A 21,018-nucleotide genomic window follows, 5' to 3' on the forward strand; every position below is an offset into this window, starting at 1 on the left:
CCGCGACCAATCGAAATGGGGCGGTCTGTTGCACCGCCGCATCTTGTCTCAACCAGCCGAGTCACGCAGGAATGGCGGGGTTCGGCAGCAATCGGGATAGCGACCATGCGTCCTCGCCATTGGGCGAAACTGACCTCGGCATCCGCCCTGGCCATCATCCTGGGATGCCTCCCGCTCCGCGCCGAGACCCCTCTCAACACCGATGCGACGCTCGGCATCCCGCTGCCGGAGCAGCCGGAGCTCAGCCTCTCCGGCATCGCGCCGCCGGCCCCCGCCGCGCAGGCTGTGGCCGCACCCGACCATTCCGCCGATGCCGAGATCGTCACTGGCACGGTGATCCCCGGAAACCGCCTGCCGGACCCGGCGAAGCAGGATGCGGCCGCCCCCCTCGACATGGCCGAGGAAGCGGTCACGCTCGACATTCCCGCGGTCGAGATGCCGGCGGCCGACCCGGCCCTGACGCCCGTCGTCAAATCGCCGGCTGCGGCTGAGGCTGCCCCGCAGACCGGGCCGCTGCGCACCGTCGAGCCGCTGGTGCCGATGCCGGATGTGCCGAAGGTCGTCGTCGAATTGCCGCCCGGCTCGGAATTTTCCGCCGCCATCACCGCTGCCCTGCCGGAGGCGCTGACGCTGCGCCGCCTCGGCGAGCGCGAGCGCAACGAGATCGCCGCCGCCTATCAAGCCAATGAGAACCGCCCCTTCTGGGTTGGCGCCAAGGGCTGGAACGAGGCCGGCAAGCGCATCGCGACGCAGCTCGGCCGTGCCGGCGAGGATGGCCTGCGTCCGAACGACTATGCGCTGCCCGTTTTCGAGGCGAGCGACAAGGCCAGGCTTGCCGAGGCCGATATCCGCCTCTCGGCCATCGCCGTGCTCTATGCCCGCGACGCCCGCGGCGGCCGTCTCAATCCGCGCCAGCTCTCGAAGCTGATCACGCCGACGCTCTACCTGCCCTCCGCGACCGAAGTGCTCTCGGAGCTTGCCGGCGCGACGGATGCCGGCGCCGTGCTCGCCGCTTACAACCCGCCGCATGAGGGCTATCACCGCCTCAAGGCCAAGCTCGCCGAGATGCGCGAGCATCTCGACGACACGCCGCTGGTACGCATCCCCGCCGGCCCGCCGCTCAAGCTCGGCATGCGCGACGAGCGCGTGCCGCTGGTGCGCGCCCGCCTCGGCCTTGGGCCGAGCGAGGAGCCGGTCTTCGACCGCTCGACCGCACTGGCTCTGACCGATTTCCAGAAGAAGGCCGGCCTCCCGGCCAACGGCATCCTGAGCGAGCGCACGCTGGCCGCGCTCGGCAAGCCGGCGAGCGCGCGTGGCGAGGAGGACATCGTCGCCCAGATGGAGCGCTGGCGCTGGCTGCCGCCCGATCTCGGCGCCGCTCACATCATGGCCAATGTCCCGGAAATGCGCGTGCGCGTCATCCGCTCCGGTCAAGTCGTGCACGAGACCCGCGCCATCATCGGCAAGCCGGAATCGGCGACGCCCATCTTCTCGCACAAGATGGACCACGTCATCGTCAACCCGTCCTGGTACGTGCCGCCCTCGATCCTGAAGAAGGAATTCCTGCCCGGCCTCGCGGCCGATCCGGAATATGCGGCCAAGCGCGGCTATGTCGTGACCCGCACCAAGGGCGGCGGCATTTCGGTGCGCCAGCCGCCGGGCGAACGCAATGCGCTCGGCTGGATCAAGTTCATGTTCCCGAACGAGCATGCGGTCTACCTGCACGACACGCCGAATCGCCGCCTCTTCGCCGGCGAGCGCCGCGCGCTCAGCCATGGTTGCGTCCGCGTCGAGAACCCCTTCGCGCTGGCCGACCAGGTGCTCGGCCCGGAATGGTCGCATGAGCGGCTGAAGCGCCTGATCGGCTCGGGCGAGCGCCGCATCAACCTGCCGCAGCCCCTGCCGATCCACCTCGTCTACAACACCATCGTCGTCGGCGATGACGGCCAGATCACCCGCTTCGACGACGTCTACGGCTTCCACCGGCTAGTCCGGCAGGCGCTGGAGCAGCAGGGCGGTTGAGCCCCTCTTGGCGAGGGCGCCCTGTCCTATGGGCACCTTTTCGCCATGATCCGACTTTAGCCACGTTCGGCAGGAATTTCTTGGCGTGGCGATTGCCGGCTCGCTAACGAGACGTTAACGCTTCTCCGCAACTGTTCGTTCACGTTTATCGCACCGCTTCGGCGGGGGCACCGAGACGGGTCAGACAGATTGGGCAGGACAACCGCCACGCTTGCAGGATGCGCGCCGTCCGGCACGAAGCCGACCGCGCGACAGGCGCTGGCGCTCGGCCTGGCCCTGATCGCCTCGCTGGTAGGCATCCGCGGCACGCAGGACGCCGCCGCCAACGGCGACACCCGCACCATCACCATCCGGCACATGCACACGAAGGAAGAGACGACCGTCACCTTCAAGCGTGACGGCCGCTATGATTCGTCCGGGCTCGAGAAATTGAACTGGGCCCTGCGCGACTGGCGCACCGACGAGCCGACCCGGATGGACCCGCGGCTCTTCGACGTCGTCTGGGAGGTCCAGCGCCAGCTCGGCTCCGACCAGCCCTTCCACGTCGTCTCCTCCTATCGCGCGCCCGGCACCAACGCGATGCTGCGCCGTCGCTCGCGGGCCGTCGCCAAGCACAGCCAGCATATGCTCGGCAAGGCGATGGATTTCTACCTGCCGGACGTGCCGACCGCCCGCATCCGCGAGATCGGCATGCGGCTCCAGCGCGGCGGCGTCGGCTTCTACCCGAACGCCCATACGCCCTTCGTCCATCTCGATGTCGGCTCGGTCCGCTCCTGGCCGCGCATGACGCGCGACCAGCTCGTGCGTCTCTTCCCCGACGAGAAGACCGTGCACCTGCCGGCCGATGGCCAGCCGATGGCCGGCTACGAGCTCGCCAAAGCGGAGATCCTGTCGGGCGGCGGTGCTGTCGCCGGCTATGCCACTGCCGAGCTCGATGAGGGCGCCGTCATGGCGTCGGGTCGCAAGAGCCTCTGGGCCTCGCTGTTCGGCGGCGACGACGAGGAGGCCGATGCCCGACCGACCGCGCGCGGCCGCCGCGCCACACCGCGTCAGCAGCCCGCGGTCATGGCCTATGCCAATCCCGGCTACAACGACGCCAATTCGCCGGATGGCGGCCGCTTCGCCGTCGCCATGGCGCCTGCCGCCGAACCTGTGACGCGTTCGCTCACACGTGAGCGCTCGGAGCGCCTGGCACCGCAGGTCAACGCGGCTCCGCCTCAGCCCGCTCCGGAACCGGCGCCCCAGCCGGCCGTCGCCGCCGCTCCCCAGCGCGTGCAGGAAAACCGGCCGCAATTGATCGATGCGCCGCTGCCGCTGGCGCGGCCGCGTGGCCTCTCCGTACCTGCCGACGACGGCGCGCCCGTCCAGATCGCCGCCCTGCCCGCAGCCGGCGGTGCGCTGGCCTTCGCGCCGCAGCCCGACCAGAAGCTGGTGCTGGCCTCCCTGCCGCCGCGCCGCCCGGGCGAGATGGCGAGCGCGAGCGAGATCGTCGTGGCCGGCCAGCCCACCAACGCCCCGCTGCCGCCGATGCGGCCGACCGCGCTCGCCGACGCCGCGATCGCCTCGCTGCGTGGCACCGGAGCGCCTGAAGCGCCGTTGGCCCAGGCCGCGGAAGGCCGGCTCGTGACCGCCTCGCTGCCACCGGTACGGCCGCGCGAGGGTGGTGTCAGCTTCGCGACCGCCACCCAACGTTCCGTCCCGGTTCCGGAAGAGCCCGAGGATACCGCCGAGATGGATCGCGGCGGCCTGAACTCCCTGTTCGCCGCGGTCTCCCGCACCGGCAGCACCCCCGGCAGACCGGTGAATGTCGCCACCGCCCGCGCCAAGGCCGCCGGCCCGTCAGGCGCGCCGATCGCCGGCCCGAGCCCGGCCGCGGCACTGGGCTTCAGCCATGCCGACCCGGTCGACGCCAAGCCCGGCACCTTCTCCGGACCGGCCGTCCGCCCGCTGCCGACGAATTTCGTCCAGAACTGAGCACTGAAGGTCGTCATGCTCGGGCTTGACCCGAGTATCTCGGAAACCAACGCCTTCTCGTCCTGAGATTCTCGGACCTACGCTACGCTCCGCCCGAGAATGACGGCGATCAGCTATTCCCGGTCGATCGGCCAGGCCTTAAACACGTCGAGCGCCTCGCAGGCACGCGCCTGCTCGGCCAGTGCCGGCCAGCGCTCTTCCGGCGCGAATTCCGGGATCACGAAGCGGCAGAAGCCCCAGGCGATGGCGGCCGCGATATCGCTCGGCAGCAATTCCGGCCCCGCCGTCAATTCACCCTCCTTCACTGCCGCGTCGAGCAGGTCGAGCGCGACGTGGAGCTGGGTGACGATGCGCTCCTGCCAGGGCGCATAGCGCTGCGCCTCCGGCCGCTTGCGCTCGTATTCGATCGAGACCGCCTTGTCGGCCGCGACGATGCCGATGCCGGTCAGTGCCAGATCGCGCCGGCGCGCCACGCCTTCGAGCGGGCGCAGCGAGCGTCCCGCGACATCCTCGAAATGCTGGATGATCAGCAGGGATTCGCTGATCGCGATGCCGTCGTCCGTGACCAGCGTCGGCGCCTTGATCAGCGGATTGATCGCCCGGAATTCCTCCATGTGCCGGAAGACCGAGACCGAGCGATGCTCGAACGGCACTTCCAGCAGGGTCCCCGTGATCGCCGCACGGCGGACATAGGGGCTATCCAGCATTCCGACGAGCAGCATCGCGACCTCCGTTTCAACGCGGCGGCAGAGTGCCGAAACCCCGCCGCAAAGCCACGCGAATTCGCGTGATGCGCGGGATCACGCCGCTTGATGCGCAGGACTGGCGACGGGCGTGATCTGCTCGCTCAGCGGTTCGTCCAGCCTCAGGCCGCGCTGATGCGCCTCCATCTGGCAGGGGTCCCAATAAGGCGTGCCGCCGAAGCGCTCGACCAGGAGGTCGATCAGCACGCGCACCTTGCCCGGCACATAGGCGCCGGGCGGGCGCACGACATAAAGCGCGCGCGTCGGCATCGGATAATCCAGCAGGATCGGTTCGACCGCGCCGGAGCGGATCGCGTCCGAGGCGATGAAAGTCGGCAGGACGGTCAGTCCGAGCCCCGCCACGGCCCATGAAAGCAGCGTGTCGCCGCTATCCGAATGCATTCGGCCGGGGGGCCTGACCGTGATCCAGCGCTTGCCGGTGCGGAACACCCAGTCCTGATCGTTGGTGCCGCTATAGAGCAGGCAGTCATGGTCATTGAGATCGGCGGGGATCGCCGGGCGCCCACGCCGCGCGAAATAGGCGGGGCTGCCGACGACCGTGGCGTGGACCGGCGCGATCTTGCGGGCGATCAGGCTGGAATCCTTGAGCGAGCCGATCCGGATCGCGGCATCGAAGCGCTCGCCGATCAGGTCGACATAGCGGTCGCTCGCCTGCACGTCGATTTCGAGCCGCGGATACATCTGCGCGAGTTCGCCGAGCAGCGGCGCGACATGCCGGTTGCCGAAGGTCATCGGCATGGCCAATCGCAAGCGCCCGGCAACGCCGCCCGCGCGCTGCGCCACCGCCTCGCGCGCCTCCTCCAGCTCGGCCAGGATGCGCTCGCTGCGCGCCTTGAACTCGAGCCCGGCCTCGGTCGCGGCGACGCCGCGCGTCGTGCGGCTGAGCAGGCGCGTGCCGAGCTCCTCCTCCAGCCGGCTCACGCGCCGGCTGACGATCGACTTCGCCAGGCCCAGCGTCTGTGCCGCCCGGCCGAAACCGCCCGCCTCGACCACGGCGATGAAGCTTCGGATGTCGTCGAGCTCCGCCATCGGTGTTCCCTTAGCAGCAACAGTCTGGTTCCGATTATGGCGGTTCTAGTGCCATTCGTGAACCACTACCTTTCGGGTCATCGAAATCACTCCTGCCAGATAGGAAGTTTTCACCATGGCTACCGTCCTCGTCCTCAACAGCAGCGCTTCGGGTGCCGATTCGGTTTCCCGGCAGCTCGTCCAGGCCACCGTCGCCCGGCTGCGCGCCCAGAACCCCGGCGTGCATGTCGTCGAGCGCGACCTCGACGCCAACCCGATCCCGCATCTGAACGCGGAGACGACGGCGGCCGTCCGCGCCGGCATCAACGGAACCAAGGCGCAGCAGGACGCGCTCGCCCTCTCCAACGCCCTGGTCGAGGAACTGAAGGCGGCCGACACGATCGTGATCGGCGCGCCGATGTACAATTTCGGCATTCCTTCGACGCTGAAGAGCTGGTTCGACTATGTGCTGCGCGCCGGCATCACCTTCAGCTACAGCGAAGCCGGCCCGGAAGGCCTGCTCAAGAACAAGCGCGCCATCGTCGTCGAGAGCCGCGGCGGCCTCTACAGCAGCGGCCCGGCCCAGTCGCTGGATTCGCAGGAGCCGCATCTGCGCACGATGCTCGGCTTCTCCGGGATCACCGACGTGACCTTCATCCGCGCTGAGAAGCTGGGTTATGGCCCGGAAGCCCGCGAAGAGGCGATCCGCAACGCCAATGCCGAGCTCGCGCTCGTCGCCTGAGGTTCTCTCCAAAGAAAAGCCCCGCATCGGGAAACCGATGCGGGGCTTTTTCATATCTGGCTCGGCAGTTGCTGAGATTGCTTGGCAGCTCGCTGCGGTGAGGTGAATGGCGGTGTTTTCGAGAACCGGAGCGGAGCGTACGTTGGTACGTGAGCACCGGAAGCGCAGAAAACGCCGTCAGTCGGCCGCCGCAGTAGAGGTGCGAAGCGGTCTCAGGCCGATTCGCCCACAGCCTGGAGATAGAGGTCGAGGATCGCTTCCTCTTCCTTGCGCTCGTCGAGATCGCGCTTGCGCAGCGCCACGACCTTGCGCAGCACCTTGACGTCGTAGCCGTTGCCCTTGGCCTCAGCATAGACCTCCTTGATGTCGTCGGCGATCGTCTTCTTCTCTTCCTCGAGCCGCTCGATGCGCTCGACGATGCTCTTGAGCTGGTCGCCCTGAACCGGATCGTCCATCTGATAACCTTCTCGGGTACGAAATTGGCCGGCAGCGTTCGCCCGGATGGGGGGCGCCCGTCAAGACCGAACTGGCGTAAGCCCGGCTGCCCATCAACAGTCCTGACGCCGCACGACCGGGCGCCGGCCCATCTCCGTTGCGCAATCCTTTCAAAAAGTATGACTAGATCGCCAGACGGCAGATGACGCCGCTTCGAAGCCACCCTACAACGATGACAAGGAGAGCGCCGCGAAGCGGCCAGGACCAAGGGAGCCGCGCGGCGTGCCGCAATCCACCACCGCAATCGCAGCGATGCGCGCGACCGCCCGCGCGATCTTCGACGCCGCCGTCGCCCGCGCCCATCCCGCAGGCTGCTTGCCGCAGCATCTGCCCCCACCGCCAACCAACGGGCGCCTGATCCTGCTCGCAGCCGGCAAGGCCGCCGGCAGCATGACAGCGCTCGCCGAAGCGCATTATCTTGACCAGGGCTTTCCGCGAGAAAGGCTCCTCGGCCATGCCGTGGCCCGGCACGGCTACACCGCGCCCACCCGGCATATCCCGATGGTCGCGGCCGGCCACCCCGTGCCCGACCAGGGCAGCATCGACAGCGCCGAGCGGGCGCTCGCACTCGCGGCCTCCGCAACCGAAGACGACTTCGTGCTCGTCCTGCTCTCCGGCGGCGGCTCGGCCAATTGGGTCGCGCCGGCCGGCGGGCTTGCGCTCGCCGAAAAGCAGGCGGTCAACAAGGCCTTGCTGCGATCCGGTGCGCCGATCGGCGAGATGAACATTGTCCGCAAGCGGCTCTCGCGGATCAAGGGCGGCCGGCTGGCGCTCGCCGCCGCCCCGGCGCGCCTGCTGACGCTCGCGATCTCCGACGTGCCCGGTGACGAGCCGACCGCCATTGCTTCCGGACCGACCGTCGCCGACCCCAGCACGACAGAGCAAGCCCGCGCCATCGTCGCCCGCTATGGGCTCGACCTGCCGCCCGAGGCCCGCAAGCTTCTCGACGATCCCGAAAACGAAACGCCGAAGCCCGGCCACCCGGCTTTCGCCAACAGCGAATTCCGCATCATCGCTCGCCCCGCCGACGCGCTGGCGGCGGCACGCGCGACGGCTGAAGCCGCCGGCTATGCCGTGCATGATCTCGGCGCCGATCTCGAAGGCGAGGCGCGCGACGTTGCAGCCGCCCATGCAGATCTTGCCCGACGCCTGAAGCGGGAGGGCAAACGCGCCGCGATCCTGTCCGGGGGCGAGCTCACGGTCACCCTGCGCGGCTCGGGCCGTGGCGGCCCCAATCAGGAATACGCGTTGGCACTTGCCATCGCGCTCGCAGGCGAGCCCGGCATCGTCGCGCTGTCCGGCGATACCGACGGCACCGATGGCGGCGGCGGCGAGGCGACCGACCCCGCGGGCGCCCTGGTCGATCCCCAGACTTTGACCCGCGCCGCCGAGACCGGCCTTGATCCCGCCCGATCCCTCGCCGACAACGATTCGACCGGCTTCTTCGAAGCGCTCGGCGATTTGCTGCAGCCGGGACCGACGCTGACCAATGTCAACGACTGCCGCGTGATCCTGATCGAACCGTGAGAATGCCGGGCTTTCCTCGAACGGTCCTTCCCCTCGCCTTCTGCGCGGCCGCCTTCCTTGGAAGCGCGGCGCCGGCCAAGGCTGATCTACGCATGTGCAACACCACGTCTAGCCGCATCGGCGTGGCGATCGGCTATCGCGACGCGCAGGGCTGGATCACCGAGGGCTGGTGGAATATCAGCCCGCGCGGCTGCGAGACATTGCTGCGCGGGACGCTGGCGGCGCGCTTCTACTACGTTCACGCCGTCGATTACGACAAGGGCGGCGAATGGACCGGCAAATCGGTCATGTGCGTGCGCAACAAGGAGTTCACGATCCGGGGCATCGAGGACTGCCTGGCGCGCGGCTATGACCGCGCCGGCTTCTTCGAAGTCGACACCGGCGAGCAGAAGAGCTGGACGATCCAGCTCACCGACACGAGTGGTGGCGCAGCTCCGCGGCCCTGATCGGCTTACGCCGGGCGAAAGTCTCGGCATAAGGTAGACGACCGACGCAGGGTCAGCCGGCCCTGCGGACAAGAAACGGAAGCGAGGCCCCGGCAACGGGCATACCTCGCTCCAGAACGAACGAAAGGGTGCGGCCGGAGCCATGTGGGCTCGCCGGTCGCAGGGGAAGAACAATGAAGCGCGAACGCCGGATCAAGATCATCGCCACCCTGGGCCCCGCCTCCGCGACCGAGGAGATGTGCGCAAAACTGTTCGCCGCCGGCGTCGACGTCTTCCGCATCAACATGAGCCATACCCAGCGTGAGACGCTGGCCGAGAAGGTTGCGATGCTGCGCGGGCTGGAAAGCAGGTTCCGCCGCCCGGTCGGCATCCTCGCCGACCTGCAGGGCCCGAAGCTGCGCGTCGGCCAGTTCGGCGGCGACGGTGGTGTGATGCTGGAAAAGGGCGCGCGATTTACGCTCGATTCCGACCCCGCGCCGGGCGATGCCAAGCGCGTCCACCTCCCCCACCCCGAAATCCTGAGCGCGCTCGAGCCCGGGCACCACCTCATCCTCGATGACGGCAAGCTGCGCCTCGTCGTCGAGAAGGCTTCGGCCGAGGAAGCTGTGACCAAGGTTCTGGTCGGCGGGCGCCTGTCCTCGCGCAAGGGCGTGAGCCTGCCCGACACCACGATCGCGGTCTCGGCCATGACCGACAAGGACCGCGCCGATGCCGAGGTCGCGGCCGAGGTGGGCGTCGACTGGATCGCGCTCTCCTTCGTGCAGCGGCCCGAAGACATGGCGGATTTGCGCAAGATCGTGCGCGGCAGAGCCCTCGCGCTCGCCAAGATCGAGAAGCCGCAGGCGGTGGCACGCATGGAGGAGATCATCGACGCCTCCGACGCGATCATGGTCGCGCGCGGCGATCTCGGCGTCGAGATGCCGCTGGAGCAGGTGCCGGGCACGCAGAAGCGCCTGACCCGCATGGCCCGCCTCAAGGGCAAGCCCGTCGTCGTCGCCACCCAGATGCTGGAGAGCATGATCACGAGCCCGGTGCCGACCCGCGCCGAGGTCTCCGACGTCGCCACGGCCGTCTTCGAGGGCGCCGACGCCGTGATGCTTTCCGCCGAGAGCGCTGCCGGCCAGTACCCAGTCGAGGCGGTGTCGATGATGAACCGCATCGCCGAGGAGGTCGAAGGCGACGCGGTCTACCGCTCGATCCTCGACTCGCAGCGCAATGAGCCGGAAGCGACCGGCGCCGACGCGATCGCCAAGGCCTCCCACGAGATCGCCGAGACCTTGAACCTCAAGGCGATCTGCGCCTGGACCTCCTCGGGCTCGACCGCCTTCCGCATCGCCCGCGAGCGCCCGAACTCGACCGTGATCGCACTCACCCCGAACCGTGCCACGGCCCGCCGGCTGACGCTGGTCTGGGGCGTGCATGCCATCGTCACCAAGGATGCCAGCGACGCCGACGACATGGCCTTCCGCGCCTGCAAATTCGCGGTGCGCGAGCATTACGCCAAGCTCGGCGACCGCATCATCGTGGTCGCAGGCGTGCCCTTCGGAACGCCGGGCGCCACCAACATGGTGCGCATCGCCTTCGTCGCTCAGGAGCATGTCGAGAAGGCTTGAAACCAGAGCGTTATTCTCGGGCGAAGCACAGCGCAGACCCGAGAATCTCTTTCAAGTGAGGCCTCGTCGAGAAACGTCGTCTCCGGCATGAGATGCTCGGGTCAAGCCCGAGCATGACGGCCGAGATTGCCGGTGCTCACGCGTCGCGGCCGTCGACATCCGTCTTCAGCGAATCGACGGCTTTCTTCACCGCGTCGAACTGCGGATAGATCTCCAGCGCCTTGCGGAAAGCCTTCATCGCGGCCTTGTCGTCGCCCTGCTGGCGCAGGATCATGCCGAGCCCCATCATCGCGCCGTAATGGCGCGGCTCGCGCTTCAGCGTCTCGCCGATATCGAGCATGGAGCGGATCGAATCGCCCATGAGATAGAGCGCGTTGGCGCGCTGGTTCCAGGCTTCCGCCCAATCCGGCTGCAGGCTGATGACGCGGTCGAGCAGTTCGATCGCCAGCTCGTTCTGCTTGTCCTTCAGGGCCTGCTGGGCACGCGTCATCAGCAGATCCGCCGTATCGGAGCCCGAACGAGCCCAACGCCGCTGGATCAGGCGCGCGACGCCCTCTGCCTCTTCTTGCGTGGTCGCATCGTGCAAGCGCTGGAACAGCCGCTCCAGCGTCGCCGCGGGGCTGCGCTGCGGCACATTGGGCGTGACCGGATTATCCGCCTTGTCGTCGGGCGCGACGGTACCGGGCCGCGGCGGCGGCGCGGGTTGCGCGAGGGCTGCACCGACGGCCAGCGGACCAGCCGAAGCCAGAAGCAGCGCAATAGCGGCGGGCGCGATGCGAGAACGGATCATGCCGATGACTTTAGCCGCCACCGCCGCCCGGTCAAATCACAGCCGGGCGAGCGCGCAACGCAAAGAGCGGGCACGCCATCGGCGTCCCGCTCTTCAAAATCCCAACCGAGGCATGCGCGCGGCGAAAGCCGCGCGACGTCTCAGCCCTGACGCGCCTTGAAGCGCTTCTGGACCTTGTTGATGATGTAGACGCGGCCCTTGCGGCGCACGAGCTGGTTGTCGCGATGACGCGCACGCAGCGACTTCAGCGAATTACGGATCTTCATCGTCTCAACTCCATCGGCCCGCCCTTGCGAGATGGGCCGGTCAAAAACCTTCAGTCTGCGACGCGAACCTCAACGGCCCTCACCGCCCATGCAATGGTGCGACTGATGCGATGCCGGCTGTATACGGATTTTTCCGTGGATCGCAAGTGCGATCGCGCCTTGGCTCGCAGGAAATCCGCTTTCGCTCCACGGGAACCTGAACCACAGAATGGCGTTTGGACACTCGCCCACACGGAGATATCCCATGCGCTTGCCCCTTCTCGTCTCGACCCTCGCCGTCACGCTGATGCTCGGCGCCTGCGGCAACACCGTCGAACAGCGCATCGGTGGCGCGGCTGTCGGCGCCGGCACCGGCGCCGTGGTCGCGGGTCCCGTCGGTGCCGTCGTGGGCGGCGCAGCCGGCGCCGTCACCGGCCCCTCGGTCGTGCGCGCGACCCGCCGCGCGACGCGCTGAGCCGGACAGCTTTTCAACCGCAGGCGGGGCGATAAAGACTCCGCTCGCGGCCGCTTTCGCTCGGCCCGGCCGCGAGCGAGTCGCGTGACCCTGCAGGCATGGTGCTTGGAAACCGACGGCGCAGACGCCTCGCCGCGCCCGCCCTAGACCCGATCACAACAATTCGATGACTTCCTGATTTTGAGGGTTGCCAAGACGAAATGGACCGGCTATCTCCCCCGTCATCAGGCCGGACGCAACGCGTCATGACGCTCTGAGACGCGCCCGTAGCTCAGCTGGATAGAGCATCAGACTACGAATCTGAGGGTCAGAGGTTCGAATCCTTTCGGGCGCGCCATTTCTTCCTATCAATCCAGATAGAAGCGTGAACGCTCGCAGCCGGCTGCTGCTGGAGCGTTTTGAAATCATATCTCCTCCGTCGCAAATTCTCCGCGCAGGCTGAAAAGCCTGTCTGTATCGACCTGAGCCGCTGCGGCCTTTCGGGGACCGCCGCGCCCCGAGGCAGGACATCACCCGGCTCGGGCCGGATGGCATGACGGTACGTCGCACCGGGCGGCGCTGAAGCCTGCCGCCGGCCACCCCCGCATGCTTACCGGTGCGTCGGAGCGCGGCCGACGACTTCCCGCCCCTCAGAAGCTGACGGCGAGCCTTGCCGTTCCGCCGAGGCTGCGGGTGCTGGCGGAGAGCTCGCTGTCGAGGCGCAGGCCGAGCGAGACGCGCGCAGAGAGCTTCGCGTCCAGGCCGGCCGCGAGCAGGGCCGCATTCCGGTCAGGACGGGCGCCCGAGGCGCTGAAGCTCGCCCCCGGCAAGGCGATCAGGCCGGCTGTCAGGCTGGCGTCACGCTCGAAATAATGCGCCCAGGATGCCCGCACGAAACCGGTCACCGGCACGGCACCAAGGCTCGCCTGTCCATCGAGCTGCACGCCGAGCTCGGAGCGGCTGGTCCGGTCGTTGCGGCCGGCAACGCTGAGCGCGCCTGCATTGCCGCCGGGCCCGGCCCGCTCCACGAAAGCGGGGCTGCGCACCTGCGCCGCCTGCAGCGCCGCCAGCGGCGAGAGAGAAAACCCGTTCCAGCTCAGGAGCTGCGCGCTCGCCTGCAGCCGCCCGCTCCAGACCGTGCTGGCATAGGAAGCGGTGAGCGCATTGCCGAGCACCGGCACGGCGCGCTGCACATCGTTGTCGAGCCTGGCATAGCCGATCGCGGCGCCGAGGCTGAGCGGGCCGATCCGGGTCCGGCCGTAGAAAGCGGCCTGGAAGACGTCGCTCTCGACCTTGCCGAGCCCGCCGGACAGCGAGGCGCGTGCCCGTCCACCCGCCACCGCGACACCCGCGACCGTGCCGGGTGCCAGCAGGATATCCGCGCCGACAGCCAGATGCGCACCGTCTTGCGTCCGGTTGGCCGAGCCGACGCTGCGCTCACCCTCATATCGCCCGCGCGAGCCGAAGGTCACCCCCCAGAGCGAGAACCGCGCCGGATCGAAGGAGGACGGCCCGGTGGCACTCCGCTTCGTGGGCAGATCGGCGGTGAAGTCCGCTGCCCCGCCCGGCCCGCCGGAGGCGCCCGCCAGACGGCCGCTGCCATTGGGATCGAGCATGGAGCCGAGAAACTGGTCCGCAACCTGGAAACCGAGCGCGGACGCGCCGCTATGGACCTCTCCCGAGAGCTGGTTGACGGCAGCGGGGATGGCGTTCGCCGGCTGGTTATAGAGGTTGAACAGCGGCGAGGCATCGGCTCCGCCCGCCACCGCGCCGTCGATCGCGGAGGCGACCGCATGGGCATTGGCCGGATGGCGAACGCCGAGGATCGGCGTCAGCGGCCGCGACACCAGCGTCAGCAGCACCGTATCGCCGGTATAGTCGACGCTTGCGACGACGCCGGCGCCGAAGGAGCCGGTGGTATCGACCGGGCTGAAAGTCCCAGAGACGCCACCCGCGGCCGAGAGCAGCGTGTAGGGGCTGTTGAAGCTGTAGGCGCCGCCAAGCGGCACCAGTCGCAGCGTGCCGGCAAGCGATGCCGTGCCCGTGACGGTGATCCGGTCCGCTACGGCGCCCTGGACTTCCGCGCGATAGACCGAACCGGCGCCCATCAGCAGATTCCCGTTGACCGTCAGCGTGCCCGGCGAATTGCCCGGCGAGATCGTGCCGCGGACCAAGGTTCCGGGCAACGTCCCCGAGCCGCCGACGATCGCTCCCGCCTCGACCGTCAGCCCCGACGATGTGGCGATCGAGCCGTTCACGATCAGCGAGCCGGCATCGACGAGGGTCGTGCCGGCATAATTGTTTATGCGTGTGAGCGTCAGCGTGCCGGCGCCGACCTTGCTCAGGCTGCCGGCACCGGAGACGACACCGCTCATGGTCAATGTCTGGCCGGGGTCCGCCTCGACCGTTCCCGCCGAGGCGAGGTTCGCCGCGCGCGCCGTCGTGAAGCTCCCCGTCGCCTGCAAGGTGCCGCCGTTGAAACTGAGCCCGCCTGAAACAGCGCCGAGATTGGCATCCGAGGAGACCGCGAGCCTGCCCGCGGTCAGCGTCGTGCCGCCGCTATAGGTGTTGGTGCCCGTCAGGGTCAGCGTCCCGACGCCGCTCTTCGTCACCTGGCCGGCGCCGCTGATGGCATTGCCGACCGTGACATTGGTCGGTTGGGCGAAGGTCAGGCTGCCGCCGGCCACGACGATGCCGCCGATCAGGCCGGAGGTCGCGTTGCCGAAGCTCAGGCTGTTGCTGCCGCCGGTGATGTGGATCGCCGCCGCGCACGTCAGGCCGTCGCCGGACAGGCCGCCCGAGATCGTGCCCGACGTGACGATCGTCAGGTTCGAGCTGACGATGCCTTGCCCGCCGGCACCAGCCCCGCCGGGGCCGCCCGAGCTACTCGAGCCGCCGCGAGCGCCGCCGTCGCCGCCGCGTGGCGAGGCGTTGCTGGCGGCGGCGCGCCGTCTCATCGCCCGGGATTGCACCGATCCCAACCTTTCGCCGGAGCGGCTGGCGATGGCGCTCGGCTGCTCGCGGGCACAGCTCTACCGCGCCTTCGCCGAACAGCAGGATTCGGTGGCGACCGCGATCTGGAACGCCCGGCTCGATTGCGCCAGGGCGCTGCTCACGGAATCGCGACGCTCATGGTCCGCCAGCGAGGTGGCGATGCGCTGCGGCTTCCTCGACGCGTCGAATTTCAGCCGGATGTTCAAACGCCGCTTCGGTGCGTCGCCCGGGCAGATGCGCGACGGCTGACGCAGGCGCAGCGGCGTCTCCGCCGATCGTTGAGCGGAGCATCTCAGCCGAGGCCGATGACCCAATCGCGATCCGCCCGGCGCGTCTCGGCTTGCAGGCGCAGTCCGAACGCCGCTTCGAAGGCAGGCGCATCGAGCAACCTCGATGGCGGCTCGTCGGCGACGACACGTCCCCCGTCGAGCAGGACGAGCCGGTCGCAGAAGCGCAGGGCGAGATCGATATCGTGCATCACGACGATCGCCAGTGCCGAACGGGCATAGCTTTGCAAGCGCTCCAGCAACGCGAGCCGGTGCCGCATGTCGAGGCTGGCGCCGGGCTCGTCGGCGAGCACGAGAGGCGGCCTCGTCGCCAGGGTGGCGGCCAGCATCGTCCGGGCCCGCTCTCCGCCCGAGAGCTGGCTCCAGCGCCGTTGGGCCAAGGCTTCGACGCCATGCGCCCGCAACGTCTCGTCGACGGCGGGCGCCCCGATCGGATTGCGGTCCCGCCCGAGGCCGACGATCTCCGCGACCGAATAGTCCCATGCCGGCTCGAATTGCTGCGGACAATAGCCGCAGGCCGAGCCGCGTTCCGCCGCCGCCCATTCTGCGAGGGGCCGGCCATTCCACAGCACTTCGCCGCGATCCGGGCGCCGATAGCCGGCGAGACAGCGCAGCAGGGTCGATTTTCCCGCCCCGTTGGGCCCGAGAATGCCGACGAGCGCGGGCGCCTCGAAAGCGACGCTCACGCCATCGAGCAATGCGGTATCACCAGCGTGAACCCGAAGGTCGCGACACGTGACTTGCATCATGCCTGCAGTCTCCGCGCCAGCAGCAGCAGGAAGAACGGGCCGCCGATCAGGGCGGTGACCAATCCGAGCGGGATTTCCGCAGGCGGCAGCACGGACCGCGCGATCCCGTCGCAGACGGCGACCAGCGCGGCGCCGATGAGCGCGCACGCCGGCATCAGGGCGCGATGCCGCGGCCCGATCCACCAGCGCGCGAGATGCGGCGCGATCAGGCCGACGAAGGCGACGAGCCCGCCGAAGGCCACGGCCGCCGCCACGATCGCGGCACCGACCAGAACGGCACGCCGTGCGAAACGGACGGGATCGAGCCCGAAGGCGAAGGCCTGCTCGTCGCCGAGCCCGAGAAGATCGAGGCCATGCGCGAGCCAGAGCGCCGCCGCCAACCCGGCCGCCACGAGCGCGCTCAGCAGCAGCAGACCCGTCAGGTCGGGGGTCTGGATGCCGCCCAGCGTCCAGCTGAGCACGACCTGCAGGTTCACCGTGTCGTCCGACAGCGCCAGCATGAGGAAGGAGCGCAGGGCGCCAAGGATCGCCGCGACAGCGACCCCGGCGAGCAGCAGTCCGGCCGTATCCGGCCGGCCATGGAGCCCGGAGACCGCCAGCACCACCCAGGTCGCGCCCCAGGCTCCGGCGAAGGAGAGCGCGGCCAAAGCCGGGCCACCCGGAAGCCCGAGCGGCACGAGCAGGGCGATCGTCGCGCCGATCGCCGCACCGCCCGACGCCCCGAGCAGATAGGGCTCGGCCAAAGGATTGCGGAATACGCCCTGGAAGATCGCGCCGCCGAGCCCGAGCAGCGCACCGACCAGCGCGGCCGCGACAACACGCGGCAGCCGCCAGACCAGCAACAGGCGGCTTTCCATGTCAGGCGCGCCCGAGAGGGCCAGCAAAAGCCTGCGGGGCGAGGCCCAGTCATGCCCCGCCATCACGGCGAAGAGCAGGACGGCCATCAGTATCCCGGCCATGGCGAGAAAACGCGCCTTCATCGACCGGGCCTCCGCAGCAGGGCTGCAAGCTTCTCGATGCCGTCGACGGTGCGCGGCCCCGGGATGAGGAACTCGGCGCGGGCGACCGTATAGGCGCGCCCATCCCGCACAGCGCGTGAAAGGCGCCAGCCGGGCTGGGCCACGAGCGCGTCGAGATCGGCCTTCGTCCCCGCGAAGAGGAGCACATCGGGATCGGCCGCCACGATCGCCTCGGGCGAGACATGGGCGACGACGCTGCGCTCCAGCGCGTGGCGGCCGCCCGCCTTCACGATGGCATCGCCCGTATAGGTGTCGGCGCGCGCGATCAAAACGAGCCCATTGCCGAGCCTGCCCGTGATCATCGCGACGCGAGGGCGCGAAACGGGGGCAGTTTTCTCGATGCCAGCGAGGCGCGCTTCGAGCGCGGCCGCCACGGCCTCTCCGCACTCGGGCACTCCGGCGGCCCGGCCGACGAGGCGCAGATTGTCCATCACCTCCGCAACGCTGCGCGCCAGGAGCACGACGACAGGCACGCCGAGCCGCGTCATCGGATCGAGCAGCTGATGCATCGCCTGCCTTGCCGGCGTGACGATCAGCAGATCCGGGCGTTGCGCGACAATGGCATCGACGGAAAAGCCGAGCCGGCCGCCGACCTGCGGCTTCTGCGTCAGCTCCGGGGGAAAGCGTGTATAGCTCTCGACGCCGACGATGCGATCGGTGAGGCCCAGCGCCGCAACGAGCTCCGCGTTGGAGGCGAAGATCGGCACGATGCGCTGCGGCGGCTGCGCGATCTCGACCGCCCGGCCGACCGCGTCGGTCAGCCGGAGAGGCTCGGCGACGGCAGGAGCCGCGGCGCCGATGAGGCCAGCGAAAGCGAGAACGGCGCGCCGCACTCAGAACCGCGCCTGCAATCCGGCCTGGAACTCGAGGCCCGGCATGGATGTGCCGTAGCCGCCATTGGCGAAGCGGGAATCGAGCTTGTAGGGCCGCTTGTCGATGCCGATGAAGATCGGGTGCTCGTTCTTGTTGAAGAGGTTGTTGACCAGAGCGAAGAGCTTCACGCCCTTGCTCACCTCCACCTCGCCGCGCAGGTTCCAGACCCAGAACGGGTTCTTGCGGTGGATCCAGTCGCGGTTGGGCTCGGCGAAGGGGATGAGCAGGTTCTCCTCGGTGTTGTACCACATCGGGCCATAGAGCACGCCCGACACCTGCACCGACCACGGATAGCGCACGCCGCTCTGGCCGAAGCGCGTGCCGATGGCCGCCTGGTACTGGTACATGCGCTCCGGCTTGCGGCTGTTGGCCGTCGCCGCCGCGCCCTTGTCCTCCATGTCGAAATTCCAGGAGCCGTTGCCGAACACCGACCAGCGCCAGGCGGTGTTGTCGTATCCGGTCAGCTTCAGGATATCGGCATCGAGCTGCAATTCGACGCCGCGCACGACGACGTCTCCGGCATTGTTCGCATAGTCGGAGGTATTGGCGACATTGGTCCGGGCGCGGGTGACGATGCGGTCGGAAATGACGTTCTGGAAGATCGCGAAATCCGCGCGCCAGCCGTCGCCGGCATAGGCTGCGCCGGCCTCGACCTGCTCGCTTGTCTCCGGCTTGAGCGAGGGATTGCCGAAGATGCGCCCGCCGCCGAGCGTGTTGAAATCGGCGGCGAGCTCCGTCGCCGTCGGGGCGCGGAAGCCGGTCGCGTAGCCGACGCGGAAGGTCAGCCGGTCGGTCGCCTTGAAGGTCGCGCCGGTGGAGTATGTCGTTGCCTGATAATCGACCTCGCGCGGGCGCTGGCCGGCGAGGTTCGGCGTGTATTCGAAGCTGGTCGTGCCGAAGGTGCGGCGCACGCCGGCGCGCAGGGTGACGCGATCGTCGAAGAGCTTCTGGGAGTCCTCGACATAGAGCGCGTTGACCGTCTCGGACTGGTTGTTGTCCTGCGGCGAGACGGGCGCGAGCGGATTGCCGGGAACGCCGATGCGGTCGCGGATCGAGCGCAATGTGCTGCGCTCCCAGTCCCAGCCGGCGAGCAGGTCGTTGCCGGCCCAGAGCGTCATGCTCGGCTGGAAGCGGGTTCCGACGATGTTCAATTCGCGGCGGTTGTAATCGGCTGCCGTGCCGGCTGCCGGCAGGCCGGTGCCGCCCCGGATGACCGGCGAAGCCCAGCGGAAATTGTCGACGTCCTGCACGGCATAGCCTTGCAGCATCCAGCGATACTGTCCGCCGGGGAGTTGGCCGCGATAGGTGATGTCGACGGAGTTGTTGTAGCGGTCTTCCTGGCTGATCGTGTTGGCGCCGGAACCACGGAAGCCGACATCGTAGATGCCGTCGGTCCGCAGTGTCGTCTCGATGCGATGGTCGGGATTGATCTGCAAGCCCAGCGCGCCAGCGATGCCGAGGCGCTTCCAGCCGGTATTGGCCATGGTCGTGCCGCCGCGACCGGACCGGTAGTCGTCGCGCGTGCCGCCCGAGATCCCGGCGTAATAATCGACGCTGTCATAGAGCCCGCCGGTCTGGGCCTTGCCCTGCAGCAGCCCCCAGGAGCCCCCTGCCCCTTCGATCATCGTGCCCGGCGCGGTGCGGCCGGTCTTGAGGATGATGTTGATGACGCCGCCGATATTCTGGCTGCCATAGACGACCGATGACGGGCCGCGGATGATCTCGATGCGCTCGACATCGGCGGCGGAGAGCTTGGACAGGTTGGCCGTGCCGGCGCGACGGCCGTTCATCAGCACCAGCACTTGGCTGCGGAAATCCTTGCCTTGCCCGTCGCTGGCGCCGCCGCGGATGTTGATCGAGGTCTGCCCGGGCGTCCATTGGCTGAAGAAACCGACGGCGTTCTCCGCGAGCAGGTCGGTGATCGATTGCGCACGGGCCCGCTCGATCTGCGCGGCATCGATGACCTGGACCGTTCCGGGAATGCTGCTGCGCGGCTCGGGGCGGCCCGTCGCTGTGACGACGAGCTCGTCGAGCTTGATTTCGGTCTGGGCGAAGGCGGGCACGGCCCCGATCGCCATCAGGCAGGTCGCGGCAAGCAGGCAGGCTTTGCGGGAATTCAGGCGGATCATGACAGGTTCCAGACGAGGATGGCCGAGCGGCGATGGCAGGAGAGGCGAAAGCCGCCCGGCACGGGCACGGCCTGCTTGTGGAGATGGTCGAAAAGCTGCGGCCGGCGCGGATCGTTGGGCGGCCAGCCCAGCCGATCGGCCTGGAAGGCGGCGAAGGCCGGCAGGTCCGGCAGCACCAGTGAGAAGGTCCAGTCGACCGCGTCCACGCGATCGGGCAGGTCGGTGCCGAGCTGCGGCAGCACCAGATCGATGCCCGGCGTCTCGTCTTCGTGATGCCATTCGCGCGGCAGGCATGCGGAGAGGATCAGCCCCTTGGGTGCCTTCTGCGCGGCGACGATCCAAACGATCTGCCGGGTCGCCCACTGCCGGCAGCGCGCCAGGAAGCTGGGGGCATCCGTGAAATAGCCCGGCATGGTGGCGGCCAGGACCGTATCGGCGGCTTCGCAATCGACCGCGACGTCGTCCCAGCCGTGCGGGATAATGGCCGGCGGCTGCGGCAGGGCGGCGAGCCGGGCCTGCATCGTCGGAGACGGTTCGATGGCCGTCCAGCGCGCGCCGGGCCGGCGCAGCGCCGCGCCCAGCTGCCCTCCCCCGGCGCCGATGTCGATCAGATCGTCGATCCCGGGCGCGAGCTGGCGGATGAGCGGCGCGACACGCGCGACATAATCGGAAGAGTCGATAGCACTGGCGTAAAGCGCAAGCGGATCCAGGGGCGCCGCAGAGGACGCAGGCAGAGAAGCGGAGGCAGAGTTCATACCTGCCTCTTATCGCAATGTTATAACATTGCAATTACTCATGCCTGACACAGGCGCTCCGGGCCTGGTCCACGCCCGACCGCTCGCGTGGCCGCCTCTCGGCCCCGTCAATTCTATCATGGTCGTCCAGCC

19 protein-coding genes and 1 tRNA gene are annotated in these 21,018 nt (G+C 68.7%); 9 read left to right on the forward strand and 11 right to left on the reverse strand.

The genetic code is table 11. From position 1 onward, the window contains the following. Positions 1–105: 105 nt before the first annotated feature. Positions 106–2,022: a L,D-transpeptidase family protein gene (locus tag AC3WMA_RS12525; RefSeq protein ID WP_492285682.1), complete on the forward strand. Its 1,917-nt coding sequence runs from the start codon at positions 106–108 to the stop codon at positions 2,020–2,022. Positions 2,023–2,211: 189 nt separating this feature from the next. Next, positions 2,212–3,996, forward strand: coding sequence for a peptidoglycan L,D-endopeptidase MepK (locus tag AC3WMA_RS12530; protein WP_492285683.1), 1,785 nt, complete (start codon positions 2,212–2,214; stop codon positions 3,994–3,996). 113 nt (positions 3,997–4,109) lie between these two features. On the opposite strand, the gene AC3WMA_RS12535 is transcribed toward AC3WMA_RS12530, so the two are convergent. Both AC3WMA_RS12535 and AC3WMA_RS12540 read right to left on the reverse strand, forming a co-directional pair. Next, a complete protein-coding gene (locus tag AC3WMA_RS12535; protein WP_492285684.1) occupies positions 4,110–4,718 on the reverse strand; it encodes a glutathione S-transferase family protein in 609 nt (202 codons plus the stop codon). A 78-nt stretch (positions 4,719–4,796) separates the two neighbouring features. After that, a complete protein-coding gene (locus AC3WMA_RS12540) occupies positions 4,797–5,789 on the reverse strand; it encodes a LysR family transcriptional regulator (protein ID WP_492285685.1) in 993 nt (330 codons plus the stop codon). 115 nt (positions 5,790–5,904) lie between these two features. Here AC3WMA_RS12540 and AC3WMA_RS12545 point away from each other — a divergent pair, with 115 nt between their 5' ends. Continuing rightward, on the forward strand, positions 5,905–6,510 hold the full coding sequence (locus AC3WMA_RS12545; protein WP_336810802.1) for an FMN-dependent NADH-azoreductase: 606 nt from the start codon (positions 5,905–5,907) through the stop codon (positions 6,508–6,510). Positions 6,511–6,722: 212 nt separating this feature from the next. Here AC3WMA_RS12545 and AC3WMA_RS12550 read toward each other — a convergent pair whose 3' ends face one another. Then, positions 6,723–6,965 (reverse strand): GapR family DNA-binding domain-containing protein, encoded by a 243-nt coding sequence (locus AC3WMA_RS12550; protein WP_112580168.1) that lies wholly within the window; start codon positions 6,963–6,965, stop codon positions 6,723–6,725. A gap of 292 nt (positions 6,966–7,257) precedes the next feature. On the opposite strand from AC3WMA_RS12550, the gene AC3WMA_RS12555 reads away from it, so the two are divergent. The 3 genes from AC3WMA_RS12555 (at position 7,258) to pyk (ending at position 10,591) form a co-directional block, all read left to right on the forward strand. Continuing rightward, positions 7,258–8,532, forward strand: coding sequence for a glycerate kinase type-2 family protein (locus tag AC3WMA_RS12555; RefSeq protein ID WP_492286100.1), 1,275 nt, complete (start codon positions 7,258–7,260; stop codon positions 8,530–8,532). Positions 8,533–8,534: 2 nt separating this feature from the next. Then, on the forward strand, positions 8,535–8,978 hold the full coding sequence (locus AC3WMA_RS12560) for a DUF1036 domain-containing protein (protein ID WP_492285686.1): 444 nt from the start codon (positions 8,535–8,537) through the stop codon (positions 8,976–8,978). Positions 8,979–9,151: 173 nt separating this feature from the next. Next, positions 9,152–10,591, forward strand: a complete 1,440-nt coding sequence (gene pyk, locus AC3WMA_RS12565; protein WP_492285687.1) for a pyruvate kinase — start codon at positions 9,152–9,154, stop codon at positions 10,589–10,591. A 136-nt stretch (positions 10,592–10,727) separates the two neighbouring features. On the opposite strand, the gene AC3WMA_RS12570 is transcribed toward pyk, so the two are convergent. Further along, positions 10,728–11,381 (reverse strand): tetratricopeptide repeat protein, encoded by a 654-nt coding sequence (locus AC3WMA_RS12570; protein ID WP_492285688.1) that lies wholly within the window; start codon positions 11,379–11,381, stop codon positions 10,728–10,730. Between the two features lie 140 nt (positions 11,382–11,521). Next, on the reverse strand, positions 11,522–11,647 hold the full coding sequence (gene ykgO / locus AC3WMA_RS12575) for a type B 50S ribosomal protein L36 (protein ID WP_038363015.1): 126 nt from the start codon (positions 11,645–11,647) through the stop codon (positions 11,522–11,524). Positions 11,648–11,891: 244 nt separating this feature from the next. On the opposite strand from ykgO, the gene AC3WMA_RS12580 reads away from it, so the two are divergent. Further along, a complete protein-coding gene (locus AC3WMA_RS12580; protein WP_377841946.1) occupies positions 11,892–12,101 on the forward strand; it encodes a hypothetical protein in 210 nt (69 codons plus the stop codon). Between the two features lie 260 nt (positions 12,102–12,361). Then, positions 12,362–12,438, forward strand: a tRNA-Arg gene (locus AC3WMA_RS12585). Between the two features lie 292 nt (positions 12,439–12,730). Here AC3WMA_RS12585 and AC3WMA_RS12590 read toward each other — a convergent pair. Beyond that, positions 12,731–15,037: an autotransporter outer membrane beta-barrel domain-containing protein gene (locus AC3WMA_RS12590; protein ID WP_492285689.1), complete on the reverse strand. Its 2,307-nt coding sequence runs from the start codon at positions 15,035–15,037 to the stop codon at positions 12,731–12,733. Positions 15,038–15,083: 46 nt separating this feature from the next. On the opposite strand from AC3WMA_RS12590, the gene AC3WMA_RS12595 reads away from it, so the two are divergent. Continuing rightward, on the forward strand, positions 15,084–15,323 hold the full coding sequence (locus AC3WMA_RS12595; RefSeq protein ID WP_492285690.1) for a helix-turn-helix domain-containing protein: 240 nt from the start codon (positions 15,084–15,086) through the stop codon (positions 15,321–15,323). 43 nt (positions 15,324–15,366) lie between these two features. Here the strand turns inward: AC3WMA_RS12595 and AC3WMA_RS12600 are convergent, their stop codons facing one another. Genes AC3WMA_RS12600 through AC3WMA_RS12620 form a run of 5 tightly spaced genes read right to left on the reverse strand, consistent with a single transcriptional unit; the run spans position 15,367 to position 20,886 of the window. Beyond that, positions 15,367–16,110, reverse strand: a complete 744-nt coding sequence (locus AC3WMA_RS12600) for an ABC transporter ATP-binding protein (protein WP_492285691.1) — start codon at positions 16,108–16,110, stop codon at positions 15,367–15,369. Further along, complete coding sequence (locus tag AC3WMA_RS12605; RefSeq protein ID WP_492285692.1) at positions 16,107–17,090, reverse strand: FecCD family ABC transporter permease; 984 nt, start codon at positions 17,088–17,090, stop codon at positions 16,107–16,109. The genes AC3WMA_RS12600 and AC3WMA_RS12605 overlap by 4 nt, the downstream gene beginning before the upstream one ends. Beyond that, a complete protein-coding gene (locus AC3WMA_RS12610) occupies positions 17,087–17,962 on the reverse strand; it encodes an ABC transporter substrate-binding protein (RefSeq protein WP_492285693.1) in 876 nt (291 codons plus the stop codon). The genes AC3WMA_RS12605 and AC3WMA_RS12610 overlap by 4 nt, the downstream gene beginning before the upstream one ends. Further along, on the reverse strand, positions 17,963–20,131 hold the full coding sequence (locus AC3WMA_RS12615) for a TonB-dependent receptor (protein WP_492285694.1): 2,169 nt from the start codon (positions 20,129–20,131) through the stop codon (positions 17,963–17,965). Beyond that, positions 20,128–20,886, reverse strand: a complete 759-nt coding sequence (locus AC3WMA_RS12620; RefSeq protein ID WP_492285695.1) for a methyltransferase domain-containing protein — start codon at positions 20,884–20,886, stop codon at positions 20,128–20,130. The genes AC3WMA_RS12615 and AC3WMA_RS12620 overlap by 4 nt, the downstream gene beginning before the upstream one ends. Positions 20,887–21,018 lie beyond the last annotated feature (132 nt).

It is taken from the genome of Allobosea sp. FW305-C-101, from assembly GCF_058783685.1.

Excerpts from the sequence above, each read along its gene's own strand:
- AC3WMA_RS12605 (WP_492285692.1), bottom strand. The coding sequence starts at position 17,090 with ATGAAGGCGCGTTTTCTCGCCATGGCCGGGATACTGATGGCCGTCCTG.
- pyk (WP_492285687.1), top strand. The coding sequence starts at position 9,152 with ATGAAGCGCGAACGCCGGATCAAGATCATCGCCACCCTGGGCCCCGCC.
- AC3WMA_RS12580 (WP_377841946.1), top strand. The coding sequence starts at position 11,892 with ATGCGCTTGCCCCTTCTCGTCTCGACCCTCGCCGTCACGCTGATGCTC.
- AC3WMA_RS12600 (WP_492285691.1), bottom strand. The coding sequence starts at position 16,110 with ATGATGCAAGTCACGTGTCGCGACCTTCGGGTTCACGCTGGTGATACC.
- AC3WMA_RS12525 (WP_492285682.1), top strand. The coding sequence starts at position 106 with ATGCGTCCTCGCCATTGGGCGAAACTGACCTCGGCATCCGCCCTGGCC.
- AC3WMA_RS12560 (WP_492285686.1), top strand. The coding sequence starts at position 8,535 with ATGCCGGGCTTTCCTCGAACGGTCCTTCCCCTCGCCTTCTGCGCGGCC.
- AC3WMA_RS12545 (WP_336810802.1), top strand. The coding sequence starts at position 5,905 with ATGGCTACCGTCCTCGTCCTCAACAGCAGCGCTTCGGGTGCCGATTCG.
- AC3WMA_RS12550 (WP_112580168.1), bottom strand. The coding sequence starts at position 6,965 with ATGGACGATCCGGTTCAGGGCGACCAGCTCAAGAGCATCGTCGAGCGC.
- AC3WMA_RS12620 (WP_492285695.1), bottom strand. The coding sequence starts at position 20,886 with ATGAACTCTGCCTCCGCTTCTCTGCCTGCGTCCTCTGCGGCGCCCCTG.
- AC3WMA_RS12535 (WP_492285684.1), bottom strand. The coding sequence starts at position 4,718 with ATGCTGCTCGTCGGAATGCTGGATAGCCCCTATGTCCGCCGTGCGGCG.
- AC3WMA_RS12570 (WP_492285688.1), bottom strand. The coding sequence starts at position 11,381 with ATGATCCGTTCTCGCATCGCGCCCGCCGCTATTGCGCTGCTTCTGGCT.
- AC3WMA_RS12555 (WP_492286100.1), top strand. The coding sequence starts at position 7,258 with ATGCGCGCGACCGCCCGCGCGATCTTCGACGCCGCCGTCGCCCGCGCC.
- AC3WMA_RS12590 (WP_492285689.1), bottom strand. The coding sequence starts at position 15,037 with ATGAGACGGCGCGCCGCCGCCAGCAACGCCTCGCCACGCGGCGGCGAC.
- ykgO (WP_038363015.1), bottom strand. The coding sequence starts at position 11,647 with ATGAAGATCCGTAATTCGCTGAAGTCGCTGCGTGCGCGTCATCGCGAC.
- AC3WMA_RS12540 (WP_492285685.1), bottom strand. The coding sequence starts at position 5,789 with ATGGCGGAGCTCGACGACATCCGAAGCTTCATCGCCGTGGTCGAGGCG.
- AC3WMA_RS12595 (WP_492285690.1), top strand. The coding sequence starts at position 15,084 with ATGGCGCTCGGCTGCTCGCGGGCACAGCTCTACCGCGCCTTCGCCGAA.
- AC3WMA_RS12615 (WP_492285694.1), bottom strand. The coding sequence starts at position 20,131 with ATGATCCGCCTGAATTCCCGCAAAGCCTGCCTGCTTGCCGCGACCTGC.